At 59.9% G+C, this 21,462-nt stretch carries 7 protein-coding genes; 6 read left to right on the forward strand and 1 reads right to left on the reverse strand.

The window, feature by feature from the left end; genetic code table 11:
* Positions 1-2: 2 nt before the first annotated feature.
* From ACYU7Z_RS17445 to ACYU7Z_RS17465, 5 genes are all read left to right on the forward strand, one after another.
* Positions 3-986 carry a hypothetical protein gene (locus tag ACYU7Z_RS17445; RefSeq protein WP_460572835.1) on the forward strand — a complete coding sequence of 328 codons (984 nt, stop codon included), beginning with the start codon at positions 3-5 and terminating at the stop codon, positions 984-986.
* A 135-nt stretch (positions 987-1,121) separates the two neighbouring features.
* On the forward strand, positions 1,122-1,802 hold the full coding sequence (gene purQ / locus ACYU7Z_RS17450) for a phosphoribosylformylglycinamidine synthase subunit PurQ (protein WP_460572837.1): 681 nt from the start codon (positions 1,122-1,124) through the stop codon (positions 1,800-1,802).
* Positions 1,803-1,884: 82 nt separating this feature from the next.
* Positions 1,885-2,337 (forward strand): protein-disulfide reductase DsbD domain-containing protein, encoded by a 453-nt coding sequence (locus ACYU7Z_RS17455; RefSeq protein WP_460572839.1) that lies wholly within the window; start codon positions 1,885-1,887, stop codon positions 2,335-2,337.
* Between the two features lie 67 nt (positions 2,338-2,404).
* The gene (locus tag ACYU7Z_RS17460; RefSeq protein ID WP_460572841.1) at positions 2,405-4,336 is read left to right on the forward strand and encodes a protein-disulfide reductase DsbD family protein; all 1,932 of its coding nucleotides are present in this window, start codon (positions 2,405-2,407) and stop codon (positions 4,334-4,336) included.
* A gap of 324 nt (positions 4,337-4,660) precedes the next feature.
* On the forward strand, positions 4,661-5,257 hold the full coding sequence (locus ACYU7Z_RS17465) for a hypothetical protein (protein WP_460572843.1): 597 nt from the start codon (positions 4,661-4,663) through the stop codon (positions 5,255-5,257).
* 117 nt (positions 5,258-5,374) lie between these two features.
* On the opposite strand, the gene ACYU7Z_RS17470 is transcribed toward ACYU7Z_RS17465, so the two are convergent.
* Positions 5,375-6,589, reverse strand: a complete 1,215-nt coding sequence (locus ACYU7Z_RS17470) for a GAF domain-containing protein (RefSeq protein ID WP_460572845.1) — start codon at positions 6,587-6,589, stop codon at positions 5,375-5,377.
* A 372-nt stretch (positions 6,590-6,961) separates the two neighbouring features.
* On the opposite strand from ACYU7Z_RS17470, the gene ACYU7Z_RS17475 reads away from it, so the two are divergent.
* Positions 6,962-20,134 carry a hypothetical protein gene (locus ACYU7Z_RS17475; RefSeq protein ID WP_460572847.1) on the forward strand — a complete coding sequence of 4,391 codons (13,173 nt, stop codon included), beginning with the start codon at positions 6,962-6,964 and terminating at the stop codon, positions 20,132-20,134.
* The last annotated feature ends 1,328 nt before the right edge of the window (positions 20,135-21,462 follow it).

Genomic DNA, 21,462 nt, shown 5'->3' on the forward strand with positions numbered 1-21,462 from the left:
TAGTGATCGCACTTTTTAAACAAAAGTCGCCAGGCACCATTGCCGTTCTTTTTGTTACCGGCCTGTTGCTGAAGCTTCCTCTTTTCACCGGCCCTGCCCTGCAGCAGGCGCCCTCTGACGGGCCTCTTTTCCGGCTGCTGACCGCGCAGCTGAAGGGGGCGCCGCCCGCACTGTACGGGTTCCTGGCCTTTGTGATTCTTTTCGCGACGGCACTCGCCATTAACTCCCTGGTCAATCAATACCGAATGATGAGCCGGCAGACCTTTCTGCCGGCCCTTTCGTTTTTGCTCATCACCTCGCTGGTGCCCGAGTGGAGCCGATTGTCGGCGCCGCTTTGCGCGAACGCCGTGCTGGTGATCGCGTTCGGGATCATCCTTCGCCTCTATGCGGCCCCCAGGGCCGGCGGGCGCATCTTCAACATCGGCCTGTTCACGGGGCTGGCGGGCTTCTTTTTTACGCCCTCGCTTCTTTTCGGCGCTATCGCGCTGCTCGGGCTTATGGTGCTCCGGCCGTTCCGGGTGCAGGAGCTCCTGCTCTTCCTGCTGGGCGTGATGACGCCTACGTATTTCTACGGGGTGGGCCTTTTTCTCTATGATCGCCTCAACTGGTCGCTGCTGGTGCCCTGGCTGCATTTCGGTCCCATCCGCAACCGGCCCACATATGCCTTTCTCGGCTCGGTGGTGCTGCTGGTGATGCCCTTCCTGCTGGGCTCGTATTATGTGCAGGCGAACCTCCGCAAGATGCTCATCCAGGCGCGCAAGAACTGGAGCCTCGTGCTGTTTTACGTGCTGCTGGCCCTGGGGCTGCCGTTTTTCAACAACGACGGCCAGTATACTGGCTGGGTGCTGGTGGCGGCGCCACTCGCCGCCTTCCATGCCTGCGCGTTCCTGTACCCGGCGCGCCGCTGGACGCCGGTGCTGCTGTTCTTTATCATCGTCTGCTATATCCTCGCGCTGCAGTATGGGATCGCGATGGTAAAGCACTAACAGTTTGTAGTTTGGGGTTTGGAGTTTGACGCTGGCTGACAGGCCTATTAACAGCGAGTTATTTTTCATGGTTTTCATTAACTCCAAACGGTAAACTCCAAACTCCAAACTAACTTTGCCTTTCAACCCTCCATTATGAAATTCGGCGTTGTCGTTTTCCCCGGTTCCAACTGCGATCGTGATATGCATGATGCCCTGGTGCACGACCTCGGGCAGCAATGTACCATGCTGTGGCATAAAGACGAAGACCTTCCGGGTTTCGGTCCCGAGGACTGCGTGGTGCTTCCCGGCGGCTTTTCGTACGGCGACTACCTGCGTACGGGCGCCATTGCGCGCTTCAGTCCCATCATGCGCGCCGTGGCCCAGCATGCCGAATTGGGCGGCAAGGTGCTGGGTGTCTGCAATGGCTTCCAGATCCTCTGCGAGAGCCACCTGCTCCCCGGTGCCCTCCTCCGCAACAACAACCAGCAATACATCTGCAAGAACATCTATATGAAAGACCGCGCCGACGAGGTATACCAGATACCGATCGCGCATGGCGAAGGCCGTTATTACGCCGATCCGGCCATCCTGGATGAACTCGAAGCGAACGGCCAGGTGCTGTTCCGCTATTGCGATGCTGACGGCAACGTGACCAGCGATGCCAATCCCAACGGGTCGGCCCGCAACATCGCCGGTATCTGCAACGAAGAGCGCAACGTGTTCGGCATGATGCCGCACCCCGAGCGCGCCTGCAGCGGCGCCCTGGGTAATACCGACGGCCGCCGGATATTCAACATCCTCTTTAAGTCGCTGGCGCTGGCGGAGCTTATATAAGGAAAGGTTTAACGACCGGTTGCTGATCTCTTAACACCAAAACCCGCTTGCGTCCCCGAATTTTGTTACATAGTCACCGCGTATGAAAAAGCTATTTTTTACCCTTACTTTATTTGTTCTCGTCGCAGCCGCCGCATCGGCGCAGACCCCGGTCAGCTGGTCGTTCTCGACGAAGAAGATCAATGACAAGACTTACGAGCTCCACATGACGGCAACGATCCAGAATGGCTGGCACCTGTATGCGCAGCAGCAGCCCGCCGACGCGATCGCCGAGCCGACAAGCTTCTCCTTCAACAAGAACCCCCTTCTCAGCCTGCAGGGAAAGGTGCAGGAGAAAGGCAACCTGGAGAAGTACAAAGACAAAGTGCTGGGCGTAACGGCGCACCAGTACAGCAACAAGGTCGACTTCGTGCAGGTGGTGAAGCTGAAGGCCAAGGCCAGGACGGCGGTTGCCGGGAAGCTGGTGTTCCAGACCTGTAACGGCGACAAGTGCCTGCGACCCGAGACGGTTCCCTTTACCTTCTCACTCAATTAACCTGTTTTTACCCTTGCTTTGCAAACGGATTCTTTACGGAATCCGTTTGTTGTTTCAACCCAACCGTATGTGTTTCCGATTCCTGCTTCCCGTACTGCTCCTTCTTTTTTCCACCGCGGTTTTAGCCCAGGGCAGCGCGCCTTTTACCTGGAAGGTGACCGCGAAGCGGGTAAGCGAGCGCCGGTACGACCTAACCTTCCGCACGGAGGGCGCTGCCGGCTGGCAGCTGTACCAGCCCGAGCAGGCCAATGTGCGCGATATTGCTTTTGGCGAGCTGCAGCTTCCCGACAGCACGATCCATGCTTCGTCGGTCACGGCGGTTACCCCGGCGAGCGCGCAATTCAAAAGCCCGCTTTTCGACGGCGCCCAGGTGGCGGTTACCAGCGGCCCGGCCGAATGGCACGCCGTGCTCACGCTCAGCGGGCCCGCGCCCGCCCGGCTCCGGGGCACACTCTTATATACGTATGGCCGCAACGACGAACTGTACCCGGGCACCGAGGCGCCTTTCACGGTAGCCCTCGAGGGTGGTGTATCCGCGCAGAACCGCATTCTCATTCCCAGCATCGACGTGAATCATCCCGTCAGCCCCTGCGGCGACGAGATGACCGGCAATAAAAGCAGCTGGAGCATCTTCTTCATCGGCTTCGGCGCCGGTCTTCTGGCATTGCTCTTTCCCTGCATCTTCCCGCTCATCCCGCTGACCGTTTCGTTCTTTACCAAGCGGGCCCCCAGCCGCCGCCGCGGCGTACGCAACGCCTTCCTCTATGGCTTCTCGATCTTCCTGATCTATACGGCGCTGAGCCTGCCGTTTCACCTTTTCAAGCTTCGTCCCGAGGTGCTTAACAACATCTCCACCAATGTCCCGCTCAACCTGGTCTTCTTCGCCGTGTTCGTGGTCTTTGCCATCTCCTTCTTCGGGGTATTCGAAATCACGCTGCCCAGCGGGCTTGCCAACCGGGTTGACTCCAAGTCGGGAGCCACCGATATCTGGGGCATCTTCTTCATGGCCCTCACGCTCACCATCGTTTCCTTTTCCTGTACGAGCGGTATCCTGGGCGCGCTGATCGCGGGCTCGCTCAGCGGCTCCAACGCGGCCTGGCAGCTGACCGCCGGCATGGCGGGCTTTGGACTTGGCCTCGGGCTGCCCTTCGTGGTCTTCGCGCTGTTCCCGGGCTGGCTGCAGTCGATGCCGCGCAGCGGCGGCTGGATGACCGAGCTGAAGGTCGTGTTCGGGTTTATCGAGCTGGCCATGGCGATCAAGTTCCTGTCGAATGCCGACCTGGTGAAGGGCTGGGGCCTTCTCCCGCGGGAGATCTTCCTGGGCGCCTGGGCTATCATCGGCATCCTGATCGTTGCCTACCTGCTTGGCTTTTTCCACAAGCCGCCGCGGCCACGGGTGCGCGGGGTGCGGGCCTTTTTCGTGATCCTGTTTGCGGCCCTGACCGGCTATATTATTCCCGGCCTGTTCAACATACCCAAAGCGGGCCTTCCGCTGATCAGCGGCTTCCCGCCCCCGCTGACCTATAGTCTCTACAAGCATCATGCGGCCCTGTCGCACGCGGTGGCGCCCATGCACAACGACTACGACGGCGCCCTGCGCCTTGCCCGCGCCCAGGGTAAGCCGGTGCTGATCGACTTCACCGGCTGGGCCTGCGTCAACTGCCGGCGGATGGAAGAACGCGTGTGGACCGACGCTACGGTGGCCGGGCTGATGAAAGACAGCTTCGTTGTGGTATCGCTCTACGTGGACGAGCGGCGCAACCTGCCGCTGGCTGAGCAGACAACCTACACCGCGCGCCGCGGCGACAAGCGCGAGATCGTAACGGTAGGGGATAAGTGGGCCACCTTCCAGTCGGAGAACTTCTTCGCCGTCTCGCAGCCCCAGTATGCGATCATCAGCCCCGACGAAAAGGCCCTGACCCGCCCCAAGACCTATACGCAAAGCCCGCGCGAGTTTGCCGAATGGCTCCGCTGCGGTCTTGCCGCCTTTAAGAAATAAGCGCCTGGCCGCCCCTGCGGCCGGCTGACCGACGATTTTCCCCTTTGGCCCCCGTTTCGGGGGCCTTTGTCGTTGGGTTGTCTAGGGGTTAACCTTAATTTGTGCCTTTTCGTCTATAAAAAAACACTTATTGTCGTAAGTGATTTGCTTAGGGCGGCTGGGTGTTTTATGTTTGCATCGTCAATCGGAACAGCGGATCAGCAAGAAACTAAAAAAATCCCCTTACCGAAAACTAAGTGAGGCGCTCATTCGTAAGTAAGGCGCCGAATTCAACTCCGACGAAGAACCGCCCCTTTAAAACGTCAAACAAAAAACCCAAACAACATGAAACTGCTTCAATTCGGTACCCTCCTCCTCGCTGCTTCCCTGGCCTTTACTTCCTGCAAAAAAGCTGACCTCGTGTCGGATCGCGCTGCCGGCAGCGATGCGGCCAGCCTCGAAACAAGCGCTTCCTGGGACCAGAGCACAGGCAGCTGGGAAAATACCAACGCCTATACCGTTAAGCTGGAAAGCCACGTAGCCAACAACGACGGCACCTGGACCTGGACCTGGAGCATCCAGAACCCGAACCCGGGTAACGGCAACAACGGCACGATCCAGGCCCTCAGCCACTGGAGCATGTCGCTTGGTTCCTGCATCAACTTCCTCGATATCGTTGGCGCTTCCACGAGCATGAACGGTAACAACTTCTCCAACTTTACCCCGACCCTGCAGGTAGATCCCAGCCAGAGCTGCGTGATCACCCCGGTTCTGAAATTCAACGTCAGTACGTCCGGTTCGGCAAAAACCTACTGCCGCCTCATCGTAAAAGGCGACTACCAGGTAGCCACCGCTGCCGGCTTCTACAAGAGCGGCGCCCGCACGGGCTGCGGTCCCCTCTGGTTCCAGGGCATCGGTTGCGTGGGTGGTTTCGATAACTAAGAAAAGCAGATACGCACGATAATAAACGGCCCCGCCTCCTGGCGGGGCCGTTTTGCTGTTGGCCATGCGGGCATGAAAAAACCGCCCATCGGGCGGTTCGGTAAGTTACGGTGCTGCTTAGCCGGCGTGGGGTAGAAAGAACTCAATGGCGGTGCCCCGGTTGCCGAGCTTCTGAAGCGTCTTGCGGCCTCCGGCCGCGATGATCAGGTCTTTCACAAGCGCCAGCTCCACATGGAAGGGGAGTCCGCTGAGGTGTTCGGCGCCAAGCGCAGGCGCATCGGGCATGTAGCGCTGCAGCGCATCCACGAGGTTGTGCTCGGGGATATGCACGGTTACGTCGATCCCCTGGGGCTGGTCTTTGACTACGAGGCTGATATCGGCATTCCTGACGGCACCCAGCAGGGCGCTGAGGAGGATCCGGAAAACGCAGCGCAGGAATTCGGGGTCCTGGCGGAGGCTGAGGTCGGCGGGAATAAGGGGCTGTACCCGGTTGCCGCTGCTTTTGACAAGCGGTGCGAGGCCGGTGAAGAGCTCCGAGAGCAGGTCCGGAATGCGGACGGGTGGCAGTTCTTGGGTCTCTGTCGGCTGGTTGTAACGGGCCAGGAGGCGGAGCGCCTCGTTGAAGGCGGCGGCCTGCGCCCGGTGGGCGGCGGCCTTTTCCACAACCTCGGCTATTTCTTTTTTCGTGAAACGGCCGCTTTGCAGGGCGTCCATGCCATTATCCAGGAAGGCGGCCATGCTTTCCGTTTGCAGCCAGGCAAGGTGGGAGAGGCGCTGGTAGCGAAACTGCTGGAGCTCGAGAGCTTCATTTTGCGCGCGGCGCTCGTCCTGGAGACGGGCCATTTCGCGGCGCCGGCTACGGAGCTCAATGAGGTGGGTGGCCTGGCGGGCCAGCTTGCTGAGGATGTTGGCCTCGCGCCAGCTGAGCTCGCGGGGCTCGGTATCGATAATGCAGAGCGTGCCGAGCTTGTGTCCCTCGGGTGAGTGCACGAGGGCGCCGGCGTAAAAGCGAATATTCGGGTCGCCGGTAACAAGCGGGTTCTTGGCAAAACGCGGGTCTTTGGCCGCATCGGTCACCACAAAAATGTCGTCCTGGAGCAGGGCTTTGTCGCAAAAAGCAACCGAGCGGTCGGTTTGCGTCGCACTTAAGCCCTTCCGGGCCTTAAACCACTGGCGGTTCTCGTCCAGGAGTGTGATCAGGGAAATGGGCGCTTGGCAAAGCTCGGATGCAAGGGATACAAGTTCGTTGAACTCGCTTTCGGGCTCCGTGTCCATCAGCTCCAGCCTGCGAAGGGCTTCCAGACGTTGTTCTTCGGCGCTATGTGAAATCATACTGGAAAGTTACTTAGTTTTTTTTAAACACAGACGGGGTCCAAGTGAAAAGCCTTATTGCTTTCCCGGCGCAGGCTATCCCGCAGACAAAAATCCTTCATACTCGGACATGCCTCAATCATTTTATGTATAAATAGGTAATAATACTTAGCATATTGTCGATATTATTCGATTTCACCGGGTAAAAGTCCGCCTTCACCTAAAACGTCCCTACCTAAAGTTCGGTACTTCTACTTTTGATTTAAGTAAATACGCTTAAAAAAAATAACAGCGGATTGCGAAACCAAAATGTGCCCAATGCCCGTAGCTAAGGATCGTCTTTTTAACACTGCTTTGACTCCGTTGCCCGTCCAACCCATCCAACTCAATACCATGCATACGTCTTTTGCCTGCAAGGCCCGTCGTACCGTCCGGGCCATTTTGTATTCCGTACTCCTGCTGGCGCTCAGCCTGACCGCCGGCGCTGAAGGAACCAAGGAGGTTATGCCGAACTCTGGCAACGGGGTTGGCCTGTACATCAACCCGAGCCTTGCCTCGGGTCCGTATCGCGGCGCGGGCTCGGAAAACCGGGTACGCTTCTACATCGCGGATGCGAGCACGGAGAACCTGTACTTCGGTATCCGCACGTATAACCGGAACAGCACGCCTGCGGAAGTGGCTACGATGTACTACCGCATCATCAACCCGTCGGGCACACAGGTGGCGCTGGGTACGATCACATCGACGGCAGGAAGCACCGGTCACATCAACACCTACGCCCAGGCGACCGCCGGCCCCAATATCGGCGGCGCCGTTCCTGCGGGCTACAACCCGGCTATCTACGACCCCACGGTTGCGGGTGAATATTACATCGAGGTCTACGAGAGCACCGACAACGGCGCTACGGCCTCGGCATCGCAGACGAATATCTGCATCTACTTCGACTTCACCGTTGCCACCACGGGCAACACGCGCTACAGCGGCCGCGTGCATTCGCAGGCCTGGAGCCTTATCACCTACAACACGTCGACCTTCGCCGGTGACAACACCGTGCCGATGCAGTCGACCTTCTACGGCTATACCGCCGACTCCACCGTTTCGAAGGTGGCGTTCAACGCGGGCTTCAAGCCCCTTGCCTGCGTGGTGGCCTTCAATAAATTCGGCGCCGTTTATACCGGCGACTGGTATGCCGACCGCAAGTCGCAGAACACCGGTACCACGCAGCCGAGCCTTCCCAACGGCTACAAGCTCTTTTTGAACAGCCCTGCATCGCTTTATACGCGTTCTGCGGCTCCCTCCACCCCGGCGATCAACAGCGTAACGGGCTGTCCTGGTTCCTATACGGTGAACTACACGATCAGCATGCCCGGCGACGTGGCCATCCTTCTTGACCTGAACGGCACCGATGGCTACCAGTTCGGCACCTCCGACCTTTACCTCACCGACACGAGCAAGGCCGCCGGCACCTACAATATTGCCTGGGATGGCAAGGACGGCCTGGGCAACAGCGTGAGCACGACCACCGCGAAGATGACCCTCTATCTCCGCCGCGGCCGTATCAACCTGCCGATCTACGACGCGGAGCTGAATGTGAACGGTATGGCGGTTACGGGCCTCGAGCCGGTGACCTATACGCCGCGCCTATACTTCAATGACGCCCTGCTGACGACCGTCGGCTCGGGCTGTACCACTACGACCTCAAACAACCAAACCACCACGGCCGGTCCCGACAGCTCGATCAACGGGATGGCGCAGGTGAACTATTCAACCTTCGGTTTCGTGGGGCGTGCCTGGAACGGAACCGGCTCCGGCGGCTCAGTGCCTGCCCCGGCCGGCGGCGGCGGCGATGCCACATCGACACTTCTCTGCGACGACTACGGTAACATCCGCACCCTCAACACCTGGTGGTGGGGTAATGAAACCGCTTCGAGCCAGAGCACCTATGCGCTTCCCAACTGTAAATACATTGCCGGTACGGTTTACGACGACATCAATGCCGGTACCATCAACGGTACGGCGATCAGTACCGCTTCTTCCACGCAATTGTATATCTACGTAGTCAACACGGCTACCGGCCTCGTGGTGGCGAAGCAGGCGCTTACCGACGGAACCTTTGCCTTTGGCGCCTCGGATGGTGTGAGCACCTCCGTAACCACGTATCGCCTTGTGCTCAGCAGCAGCAACGTGGCCGTCGGCGCAGCCACTCCCTCGGCCTCCCTGCCTGCCGGCTGGGTAAATACGGGTGAAGGCCTCAGCGGCGGAACGGGCGACGGAGCCGCCAACGGTACATACACGATCGGCCAGGCCGTTACGACCTATACCAATTTCGCCTTCGGTATCGATGCACTTCCTTCGCCGACAGCGCTGACCACCGCTGCTTCGCAGGCTAACCCCGGCAGCACGAACACGGTAACGATCCCCGCGACTACCTTCAGCGGTACCGATGCCGTTGATGTAAGCGGCGGCCAGGTTTCCTATATTCATATTACGGCTTTCCCGACCAATACCACGACGCTGTCGCTGGCTTCCGGCGCTACAAGCGCGAATGGTACCTACGGCGCGCTGTCGTACACGTCGGCAACCTTCCCCGGCGGCGGTGTGTATGTAGCCACCAACACGTCGGGCAACCCTACTTCTGCCATCATGGTTGATCCTGTTAACGGCGCGGTGAATGTCGACGTTACCTACAAGGCCGTTGACCAGGCCCTCCAGGAAAGCAGCACAACCGGTATCGCCCGCCAGCCGCTGACCGACCTCACGATCTCCGGCTCGGTATACGACGATGTGAACGGCGGCACGATCGACGGCACGCTCATCTCCAACGCCGGTGGCCAGCTTTATGTTAACCTCGTGAACACCGCCAGCAACACGGTGGTCAGCAGCAAGACCGTAACCTCGGGTGCCTTTTCCTTTGCTACAGCCGATGGTCTCGCGAACAACATTACTACCTACAAATTGGTGCTCGCCTCCAGCGCTGCCGCAACAACGGCCGCCCTTCCCACAACGGCCTGGGCCAATACGGCTGAAGGCACAAGCGGAAGCACCGGCGACGGCACAGCCGACGGCAGCTTCAGCTTTGCTGCCGCTGTAACCGGCAGCCAGGTGATCGACTTTGGTATCGACAACCTTCCGACGACAACGGCGCTGACAACGGCAAGCTCGCAAACGAACCCCGGTGGCACCAACACCGTGACTGTTCCGGCCACGACCTTCAGCGGCACCGATGCCGATGCTGCGAACGGCGGTACCGTAAGCTATATCCATATTACCTCGTTCCCCACGAACGCAACCTCGATCAGCTTTGCGGCTGGCGCCAGCAGCGCCGGTAGCGCCACGTCGAGTGTCACCTACACGTCGGCTACTTTCCCCGCCGGCGGTGTATACGTTGCTACCAACACGAGCGGCAACCCCACAAGCGCCATCACAGTAGACCCGGTCAACGGCGCAGTGAACGTGGACATTTCCTATAAAGCGGTCGACAACGCATCGAAAGAAAGCCTCAGCGCAGGTATCGCCCGCCAGCCCCTGGCCGACTTCGCGATCTCGGGCTCGGTGTACGACGATGTCAACGGCGGCACGATCAACGGTACGCTCATCTCGAGCGCCAGTGGCCAGCTCTATGTTAACCTCGTGAACACGGCTACCAGTACCCTGGTTGCCTCCAAGGCAGTAACCTCGGGCGCTTATTCGTTCTCGACCGCCGACGGCCTGCAGAACAACGTCAGCACCTACACACTGGTGCTGACCAACAGCGCTACGGCTACGGCGTCCACGCTGCCTTCGACGGCCTGGACCTACACGGCGGAAGGCGTTAGCGGCGGCAGTGGCGACGGCACAGCCAACGGTACCTACAGCTTCGGCGCCAATGTAACGGCCAACGCCACGATCGACTTCGGTGTCGACGCGCTGCCGACAGCGACGGTGCTGACCACGGCGACCTCGCAAAGCAATCCCGGCGGAACCAACCCGGTGACGATCCCGTCTACGACATTTAATGCTACGGACGCCGATGCGGCCAATGGCGGCACGGTGAACTATATCCATGTCATCGCGTTCCCCAGCAACGCAACTTCCATCTCCTTTGCCGCCGGCGCTGCCACGGCAGGAGGCGCAACCTCCAGCGTTTCGTATACATCGGCGACCTTCCCGGCCGGCGGTGTGTATGTGGCAACCAATACATCGGGCAACCCGACAAGCGCCATCACGGTAGACCCCGTGAACGGCGCGGTAAACATCGACATCTCCTATAAGGCAGTAGACAATGCCGGCAAGGAAAGCCTGACGGCCGGCGTAGCCCGCCAGCCGCTGACCGACCTGACGATCTCGGGCTCGGTATACGATGACCCGGATGCGGGCATCATCAACGGTACGCTGCGCAGCAACGCCGGCGGCCAGCTCTATGTAAACCTCGTAAACGGCGCAACGGTCGTGGCTTCCAAAGCCGTATCGGGTGCCGGTACCTACAGCTTCACAACCGCTGATGGCCTGCTGAACAACGTAAGCACCTATACGCTGGTGCTCACCAACAGCGCATCGGCTACGACCTCCACACTTCCCTCCGCGGCCTTTACGTATACGGCGGAAGGCGTGACCGGTACCAGCGGAGACGGCACGGCCAACGGCAGCTACGCCTTCGGCGCGAACATAACCGCCAACGCTACGATCGACTTCGGTATCGATGCGCTCCCCACGGTGACATCGCTTAATACGGCCAGCAGCCAGGTGAACCCCGGTGGCACTTCCACGGTGACCATCCCGGCTACCACGTTCAGCGGTGCCGACGCCAGCGACCTTTCGGGTGGCCAGGTGGATTATATTCATATCACAACATTCCCGACCAATGCAACGACCGTAAGCTTTGCTTCGGCCGCCACTTCGGTCAACGGAACGTACAGCGCGGTTTCGTATACCTCCGCGACCTTCCCGGCCGGCGGCGTATACCTCGCTACCAACAGCAGCGGCAATCCCGCGGGTGCCATTACGGTCGACCCGGTGAACGGCGCCGTGAATGTTGACTTTACCTATTCGACGATCGACAATGCCGGTAAGGAAAGCAGCGCAACGGGCACGGCACGGCAGCCGCTGACCGACCTGCAGATCTCCGGTACGGTATACGATGACGTCAACGGCAGCAACAACGGCCTTATCGACGGAACGGCCATTTCGAATGCGGGTGGCCAGCTTTATGTGAACCTGGTAAATACGGCAATCAATACGGTTGTTGCCAGCAAGACGCTGACCAACGGCACCTACGTGTTCACCACCGCCAATGGTGTGCAGAACAACGTGACGACCTACTCGGTGATCCTCGCTTCGAGCGCGACGGCAACCACGGCTTCCCTGCCCTCTGCTGCCTGGACCAATACGGCCGAAGGCATCAGCGGCTCTTCGGGCGACGCCAACGTGAACGGCGGTTACCAGTTCGGTGCAGCGGTTACCGGCAGCCAGGTAATCGACTTTGGTATTGACGCGCTTCCCGTACCGGCTACGCTCACGACCGCTACGGCGCAAACGAACCCCGGCGGCACGAGCACGGTAACCATCCCGGCAACGACCTTCAGCGGTACGGACGCTACGGATCTTTCCGGCGGCCAGATCGCGTATATCCATATTACTTCGTTCCCGACCAACGCAACGAGCGTCAACTTCGCCAATGCCGCCACCTCGGTGAGCGGAACCTATGGCGCGCTTTCCTACACTGCCAACCAGTTCCCGGCCGGTGGTGTGTATGTTGCGACCAACACGGGCGGCAACCCCACGAGCGCCATCACGGTTGATCCTGTAAACGGTGCCGTGAATGTTGACTTCACCTATTCTGTTCTTGACAACGCCGGCAAGGAAAGCAGCACGACGGGAGTTGCCCGCCAGCCGCTGACCGACCTGACGATCTCTGGTCTTGTGTACGACGATGTGAACGGCGGCACGATCAACGGCTCGCTCATCTCGAGCGCCGCTGGCCAGCTGTATGTGAACCTCGTAAACACGGCTACCAATACGGTTGTCGCAAGCAAAGCCGTTACTTCGGGCGCCTATTCCTTCGGCACTGCCGACGGCCTGCTCAACAACGTCAGCACTTACCAGCTTGTACTTGCTTCAACAGCAACTGCTACCACGGCATCCCTGCCCACGACGGGCTGGGTAAATATGGCCGAAGGCCTGAGCGGCGGCAGTGGCGATGGCGCTGCGAACGGCAGCTACAGCTTCGGTGCTGTCGTGACCGGCAATACGTCGGTCGACTTTGCCATCGAGGCACTGCCGGTTCCGGCTGCACTCACGACCGCCACATCGCAAACAAACCCCGGCGGCACGAATACCGTGACCGTCCCGGCCACGACCTTCTCGGCGTCCGATGCGTCGGACCTGAGCGGCGGCCAGGTAAACTATATCCATATCACATCGTTCCCGACCAATACCACTACGGTGAACTTCGCTTCGGCGGCTACCTCGGCGAACGGAACCTACAGCGCGGTTTCGTATACCTCCGCGACCTTCCCAGCCGGTGGTGTATACCTCGCAACAAACGCCAGCGGCAATCCTTCGGGTGCCATAACGGTCGACCCGGTGAACGGCGCAGTGAACGTTGACTTTACGTATACCGCCATTGATAACAGCGGCAAGGAAAGCGTGAGCAGCGGCATCGCCCGCCAGCCCCTCAGCGACCTCACTATCAGCGGCACACTGTACGACGATGCCAACGGCAGCAAAGACAACACGATCAACGGTACGGCCACCGGCAGCGCATCGGGCACGCAGCTCTACGCGAACCTGGTGAATACCGGAACGAACACGGTTGTGGCCAGCGTGGCCCTGCCCACGTCGGGAAGCACCGGCACCTTCACGTTCGGCTCGGCCAACGGCGTCCAGACGGGCGTTTCCTATGCCGTGGTAATCGCTACGAATGCTACCGCCACAAGCGGCTCGCTCCCGGCCAACTGGGTGAATACGGCAGAAGGCCTCAGCGGCACTTCGGGTGATGCGCTCGCCAACGGTCTCTACACCGTAGGCGCCATCAGCAGCCCGCAGGCACTTGCCTTCGGCATCAACATCCGCCCCACGGTTTCGTCAACGACCATTACGGCGCAGGCCGATCCCGGTGGCAGCAATACGGTGACCATCCCTGCCTCTGCCTTCCCGGCAACGGATGCGGACAGCAACGGCGGCATTGCCTACGTGCACCTCACGGCCTTCCCCAGCAACGCCACGTCGATCACCGTCACAGGTGCCCTGACAGCTGGCGGCGCTGTAACCACTACTACCTACACATCGGCCAACTTCCCGGCGGGCGGCGTGTATATCGGTACCGATAACTACGGTAACCTGCAACCCGTTGATGCACTTGCCATCGACCCGGTGAACGGTGCTACTTCGTCGGCCTTTGCCTTCGAGGTGATCGACATCGCCGGACAAACGAGCAGCAACAGCGGAGTAACTACGGTTCCCTTCATCACGGGAGCTATCTCCGGTACGGTTTACAACGACTTCGACGGCATCACTGATGCAACGCTCGATGGTGTGGGTACGAACCTTTCGGGACAGCTTTACGTGAACGCCGTGAGCGGTGGCACGGTCGTGGCATCGGCTACGGTCGCTTCCAACGGCACCTATGTGATCATGGGTCTTGGCGCCGGCACTTACTCCTTGGTGCTGACCACGAGCAACAGCTCCACGACAGCTGCGCTCCCCAGCGGATGGACCTTCACCAGCGAAGGCACAACGTCTGCCGGCGACGGTGACCACAACGGAACGCAAACGGTTGTACTGAGCTCGAACGGTGTTGCGGGTGCCAACTTCGGCATCGACGGCAAGCCGACAGCGACCAGCAATGCGGCCAGCACGCAGGTTAACCCCGGCGGCAGCAATACGATCACGATCCCTGCCAGCACCTTCAGCGGCACCGACCTCGATGCGGCAACAGGCGGCCGGGTCAACTATGTACACATCACGGCATTCCCGGGCAATGCCACGTCGATAACCGTAACAGGTGCCCTGACGGCCGGCGGCGCGGTAAGCACGAACAACTATACTTCGGGTAACTTCCCCGCAGGCGGCATCTATATTGCCACGAACAGCAACGGCAACCTTGCGGATGCCAGCGCACTGAGCGTAGACCCGGTTGACGGCGCTGTAACGATCTCGATCTCCTATACAGTGGTCGATAACGGCGGCCAGGAAAGTACCAATACGGCTACGGCTTCTCAGCCCCTGAGCGACCTGTCGATCAGCGGTACGGTTTACGACGACGCAAACGGAGGCACGATCAGCGGCACGCCCATTTCGAATGCAGGCGGACAGCTTTATGTCAACCTGGTGAATACAGCTACCAGCACGGTCGTAGCCAGCAAGACACTCACGAACGGCACGTTTACGTTCGGTACGGCCGACGGTCTGCAGAACAATGTTTCGACCTACGCGCTGATCCTTGCTTCAAGCGCGACTGCTACCAGCTCCACGCTGCCCTCGGCTGCCTGGACCTACACGGCGGAAGGCGTCAGCGGTAGCAGCGGTGACGGCACTGCCAACGGAGCCTACTCCTTCGGCGGAAGCATCAGCACGAGCCAGGTCATCGACTTCGGCATCGACGCCCTGCCCACGGCCCAGAACAATACCGCTACCAGCCAGGCCAACCCCGGTGGTACCAACACGGTAACCGTTCCGGCAACCGCCTTCAGCGGTACCGACGCCGGTGACGGCGCGAGCGGCCTCATCAGCTATGTGCATCTCACGGCCTTCCCGACAAATGCCACGTCGATCACGGTGATCGGCAGCACGTCGATCGGCGGCGCAGTGACGACAACAACCTACACGTCTGCCGACTTCCCTGTTGCTGGCGTATATATTGCCACCACCAGCAACGGCAATCTTTCGGATGCCAACGCTGTGAAAGCAGATCCCGTGAACGGCGCGGTATCCGTTGCCTTCACCTATGCAGTGGTGGACAATGCCGGCGTGCAAAGCGCCGCAACGGCAACCGCCACGCAACCCCTGACCGACATCTTCATCAGCGGTACCGTATATGATGATGCCAATGCCGGCACCATCGACGGCACGCCGATCTCCAACGCCGGCGGCCAGCTGTACGTGAACCTGGTGAACACTGCCAGCAACACGGTAGTGGCCAGCAAAACACTTACCGATGGCACCTTCTCCTTCAGCACGGCCGATGGTCTCGACAACAGCGTGACCACCTACCAGCTGATGCTGACCAACAGCGCAAGCGCTACCGTACCCGTTCTGCCCAGCAGCGCCTGGGTTAATACGGGCGAGGGCAACAGCGGCACTTCGGGTGACGCAACGGTCAATGGCCGCTTCGTGTTCGGTGGAGCCGTCGGCAGCAGCCGCGTGATCGATTTCGGAATCGACGCACTCCCGGTTCCTGCAAGCATCACGGTTGCCGCAACACAGGCGAACCCGGGCAGTACTAATACGGTAACCATCCCCGCTACTACCTTCTCGGCTTCCGATGCAACGGACCTGAGCGGCGGGCAGGTGAACTATATCCGCATTACCTCGTTCCCGACCAACGCAACGACCGTGAGCTTTGCTTCGGCAGCTACGTCGGTGAACGGAACCTACGGTGCGCTGTCGTATACCTCCGCTACTTTCCCCGTGGCTGGTGTATACGTTGCCACCAATACTTCGGGCAATCCCACGGGCGCCATTACCGTTGACCCGGTGAACGGTGCAGTGACTGTCGACTTCTCGTACCGTGCCATCGATAACGCCGGCAAGGAAGGCAGCAGCACCGGTATTGCCCGCCAGCCCCTGGCCGACCTCTTCATCACGGGTAACGTGTATGACGACGTAGATGCTGGTATCATTGACGGTACCCGTATTTCTACGGCCGGTGGCCAGCTCTATGTGAACCTTGTTGACACGGCAACCGCTACGGTGATCGCCAGCAAGCAACTCACCGATGGCACCTTCAGCTTCGGCACCGCAAATGGCCTGAGCAACACGGTCACGACCTATAAGCTTGTTCTGACAACGGGCGCCGCGCTCGCAACGCCTGCACTGCCTTCCACCGCCTGGGTGAATACGGCAGAAGGCCTCGGCAACAGCAGCGGCGATGGTAACGCCAATGGTGGCTATGCACTCGGAGGCGCGGTAACATCGAATGTTGCCGTCGACTTCGGCCTGGATGCCCGCCCGGTAGCTGTTCCGCTTACCGTGGCAACGCCCAAGGTGAACCCCGGTGGCAACCTCTTCGTAGGCATCGCCAACAACCTTCCCCTTGCCGCCGACCCGGTAGATGTAACCGGCGGCCAGGTGAAGCTCCTGCACGTGCTGTCGCTTCCCGTCAACGCCAATGCCGTTATCGTAAAGGCATCGGAAACACCGGGCGGAGCACTTGTGCAAACAACCTATACTTCGTCCAATTTCCCGGCCGGTGGTATCTATGTGGCCACCAATGCCTCGGGCTCAACGCTTGACTCGTTCTATGTGGACCCGGTTAACGGTGCCGACACGGTGCTGATCCAGTTCCGCGCCATCGACGAAGCCGGCGTGGAAAGCCAGAACACCGGTATTGGCAAGATTCCGTTTACCGACCTGACCATCAGCGGTAATGTATACGATGACGTCAACGGTAACAACGACGGCCTCATCAACGGAACGCTTATCTCGAATGCCGGCGGCCAGCTCTATGTGAACCTGGTTGACGGTACCAACACCGTCATCAGCAGCAAGGCTGTTACCTCGGGCGCCTTCTCCTTCGGCACCGCCGATGGCCTGCGCAACGATGTAACCACGTACCGCCTCATCCTCGCTTCCTCGGCAACGGCAACCACGCAGGGTCTGCCCAGTGCAACCGCCTGGGTCAATACCGGCGAAGGTCCCGACGCAACACCTGATGGCCTCGCCAACGGACGCTATACCCTCAGCGTCGCTGTCAGCAGCCCGATGGTAGTTGATTTCGGTATCAACGCCCGACCCGTTACCGATGCACTCACTACGGCCATCACACAGCAGAACCCGGGTGGAACCGCCACGGTAACGGTTCCCGCCACGACCTTCAGCGCCAACGACGCAACGGATGTCAGCGGTGGTGTAGTGAGCTATATCCACATAACGACCTTCCCGTCGAACACGACGACGGTGAACTTCGCCTCTGCCGCCACTTCGGTGAATGGCAGCTACAGCGCCCAGTCGTACACGGCTGCCAGCTTCCCGGCGGGCGGTGTGTACCTCGCGGCCAACAGTAGCGGCAATCCTTCGGGTACCATCACGGTAGACCCGGTAGGCGGCGCTGTGAATGTTGACTTCACGTATACCTCCATCGACCAGGCCGGCACGGAGAGCAATGCTTCCGGCATCGCCCGCCAGCCCCTGAGCGATATCCTCATCACCGGTACCGTTTATGACGATGCCAACGCAGGCACGATCAACGGCACTGCGATCGCCAACGCCGGCGGCCAGCTGTACGTGAACCTGGTGAATACCGCTACCAACACGGTGGTGGCCAGCAAGACGCTGACGGACGGCACCTACTCCTTCGGTTCTGCCGACGGTATCGAAGCCGCGGTGACCACCTACCAGCTCGTACTTGCCGCGAGCCCCACAGCCACAACAGCCGCGCTGCCTTCCGCAGCCTGGGTGAATACGGCCGAAGGCACGAGCGGTACGGCGGGCGACGGCAGCATCAATGGTCTCTTCAGCTTCAGCGGCGCCCTTGCTGCCACGCAGACCATCGACTTCGCGATCGAAGCGCTCCCGGTGGCCGCAACGAATACGGCCGCTACCCAGGTGAATCCCGGTGGGGCGACCAACGCTACAGTGCCGGCCACGGCCTTCAGCGGATCGGACGCTACGGATCTTGCCGGTGGCCGGATCAACTACGTGCACATCACGGGCTTCCCGACCAACGCCACCAGCATCACCCTCTCGGGTGCCCTGACGGCGGGCGGCGCGGTGAGCAGCAACAGCTATACGTCGGCGAACTTCCCCGCGGGCGGTATCTACATCGCCAGCGGAAGCAACGGTAACCTCACGGACGCAATGTCGGTGCAGGTCGACCCGGTCGACGGCGCGGTAACGGTTGTTATCCCGTACAAAGTGGTCGACAACGCAGGCCAGGAAAGCAGCGCGGCGGCCACGGCCAGCCAGCCTTTCAGCACCCTGCTGATCACGGGTACGCTGTATGATGATTACAATGCCCTCAACGACGGCCTGCTCAACGGCCTTGGCAGCAACGGCGGCGGTCTGTATGTGAACGCGGTCAACGGCGGCGGCCAGGTAGTAGCCAGCAGCGCTGTTGCCAGCGACGGTACCTACAGCCTCAGCGGCCTCAATGCCGGAAACTATACCCTCACGCTGACCACTTCGGCAAGCGCTACGGGTGCGGCCGTCAACAGCGGCTGGGTACTGACCGGCGAAGGCAGCGGCAGCACTGCCGATGGCACGGCCGACGGGCTCAACCTCATCACGCTGGCTGGCAGCAACCTTACGGGTATCAACTTCGGTATCGAGCGCCTCGCAGTTGCCGATGCCAAGAGCTACACGATGGGACCCAACACGAACCCCGCTATCGCCCAAACGACTATCCCCAGCTCGGCCAACCCCGCCAACAGCTACGCGGCCCGGATCACCCTGAGCGGTGCCTCCTCCAGCGGTGCCACACCCGGTGCCCTTACCGGCCTCGACCCCGATGGCAGCAACGGCTTCGCAGCCACGCTGACCAGCGGCAGCAGCATGGCGACGGTGGTGATCGACCCGGCCTCGTACGCCGGTCTCCGTAACGGCTCCGCCTACAGCGACGCGGTGATGCTCGAATACAACGGCATCCAGCTGCAGGCCGGCGGTTGCCAGGGCGGCGATATTGGCAACGGCAGCTGCTCGCTCTTCAACAACGCCACCGGCAAGTGGGAGCTTCCCGCCTACGACCTGAGTTCGCTCAAGCTGCTTGTGAAGAACGGTACCTCGGGCTTCTCCTTCCAGTACGCCTGGAAAGATGCCGCCGGATTTACCGGTACGACCGCTACCTACCAGGTCGGCTTCGAGCAGGCACTTCCCGTGCACCTCATCACCTTCACCGGTGAGAAGCGGGGCAGCAACGCGCTGCTCAACTGGAAGAGCGTTAACGAAGAGAACTTCCGCGGCTATGGCGTTGAGCGCAGCACCGACGGACGCAGCTTCACGCAGGTTGGCTTTGTCAATGGCCGCAACCTTGCTTCCGCGCAGCTTTACAGCTACACCGACGACCTGTCGGGCCTGTCTGCCGGACGCGTGTACTACCGCCTCAAGCAGCTCGATCTCAACGGCGCCTTTACCTACAGCCCCGTGGTAACGCTCACCCTGCGTGATCAGAGCCTGGAGCCCGCGGTAACGCTGCTGACGAACCCGGTAACGACGGCACTGAAACTGCAGGTACGCAGCACGGTGGCCACAACGGCCCGCTTCTACTTCAGCGACGGAAACGGCCGCGTCGTATTCAGCCAGCAGCAATCGCTGCAGGCGGGTACGACGGCCCTAAGCCTGGATGTGCCGGCAATGCTCAGCAGCGGGGTGTACTACCTTGTAACTCAGCTCGAAGGCCAGCAGTTCAGCCAGAAAGTGCTGGTAACACGCTAAGAAGTCCCGGCTCTCCGGTTCCGATACAACAACAGAAGGCTCCCGCTCGGGGGCCTTCTTTTATTTACCGTCAAGCAGCGCCCATCCCGCGATTGGAGGCGTTCCTGGAAGAAATCCAGGTTTCCCACTTCGGGGGGATGCGTATTTCTACTGTCAGGTGCGGATCCGAAAGTATGGCGCTGGTCAGCGAGAAGCGTTTTCCGGAAGATCCCATTGAGCGATAGAAAATAGTCGTCGCGCGTGCTTTGCGGTTTGATTCGATACACGTGACCGGGGGAGGGGCTTCGCGTCCGATTTACCGCCAGGACGCTATACAATTAGCGTAAAATTATTTTCGTAACGGGCAGGCGTGGGGGAGGAACTAAGTCACGCAGGCGGATTGGGCGAGTTTTTCCCGGTTGTTAAAAAAATATTAGAGTTGGATTAAATAAAAGCTGTACTTTTCATCCGCATCACCCGTTTGGGGGATGCAGATTTTATGTTTACGGTCGTAAAAGTCCGTGAACGGCTTTAAGAGAACGACGCCCCCGACACTGAGAGAAAGGATTAGTTACACCTACCCACCTACCTTCCGAAACAAGAGCGCCAACCTGCGTTACGCACCATCGAGATCCGGCCAGACAAAAGCCTGATCTGCAAGATTTCGAGCCTCTGTCCGATTCGTGAAACTAGATTAGTTACACCGACCCCGCCTACCTACCGAAACAAGCGCGCCAGCCTGCGTTAAGCACCACCAAGATCCGGGAAAGCCCAAACAAAAACCTTTATCTGCTTTATGAGACAGTGCACTGCCCTGCCTGGCACAGCCATTTGTGCCAACCCGCCGTCTATTGCCGGCGGCCGAACATCTTCCACTTCAAAAGCCCGGTTCGGGCGACGATTGATCGGTATGCTGGCCAGCGTTTTCCTGGCAGGCGCCGTTCAGGCGCAATCTGCAGCCAATTATGCCTACAGCACGGGTACCAATGGTAGCCTTGCTACGGACATGAACAGTAACAGCCTCGACATGTCGTCCGGCACCACGCAGCTGTATGGCACGGGTGTCGACACCTATACAGGCGCTGTGCAGACGCTGCCATTTACCTTTTACTTCATGGGGCAACCCTACACGCAATGGAGTGCGAACCCAGACGGCGCAATCCGCCTTGGCTCGACGGCCATCTCGTCGCATACCGAATCGGCGAGCTCCGGTACGGCCTACCTGGTGCTGAACAACATCGACTCAAAGACGGATGCGACCAGTGGCAAAGTGCACTATAAAGTTTTCGGGTCGGCACCCAACCGTGTACTCGTGGTTGAATGGAGTAATATCCTGATCAACTGGAACG

This window comes from Flaviaestuariibacter terrae (assembly GCF_054777635.1).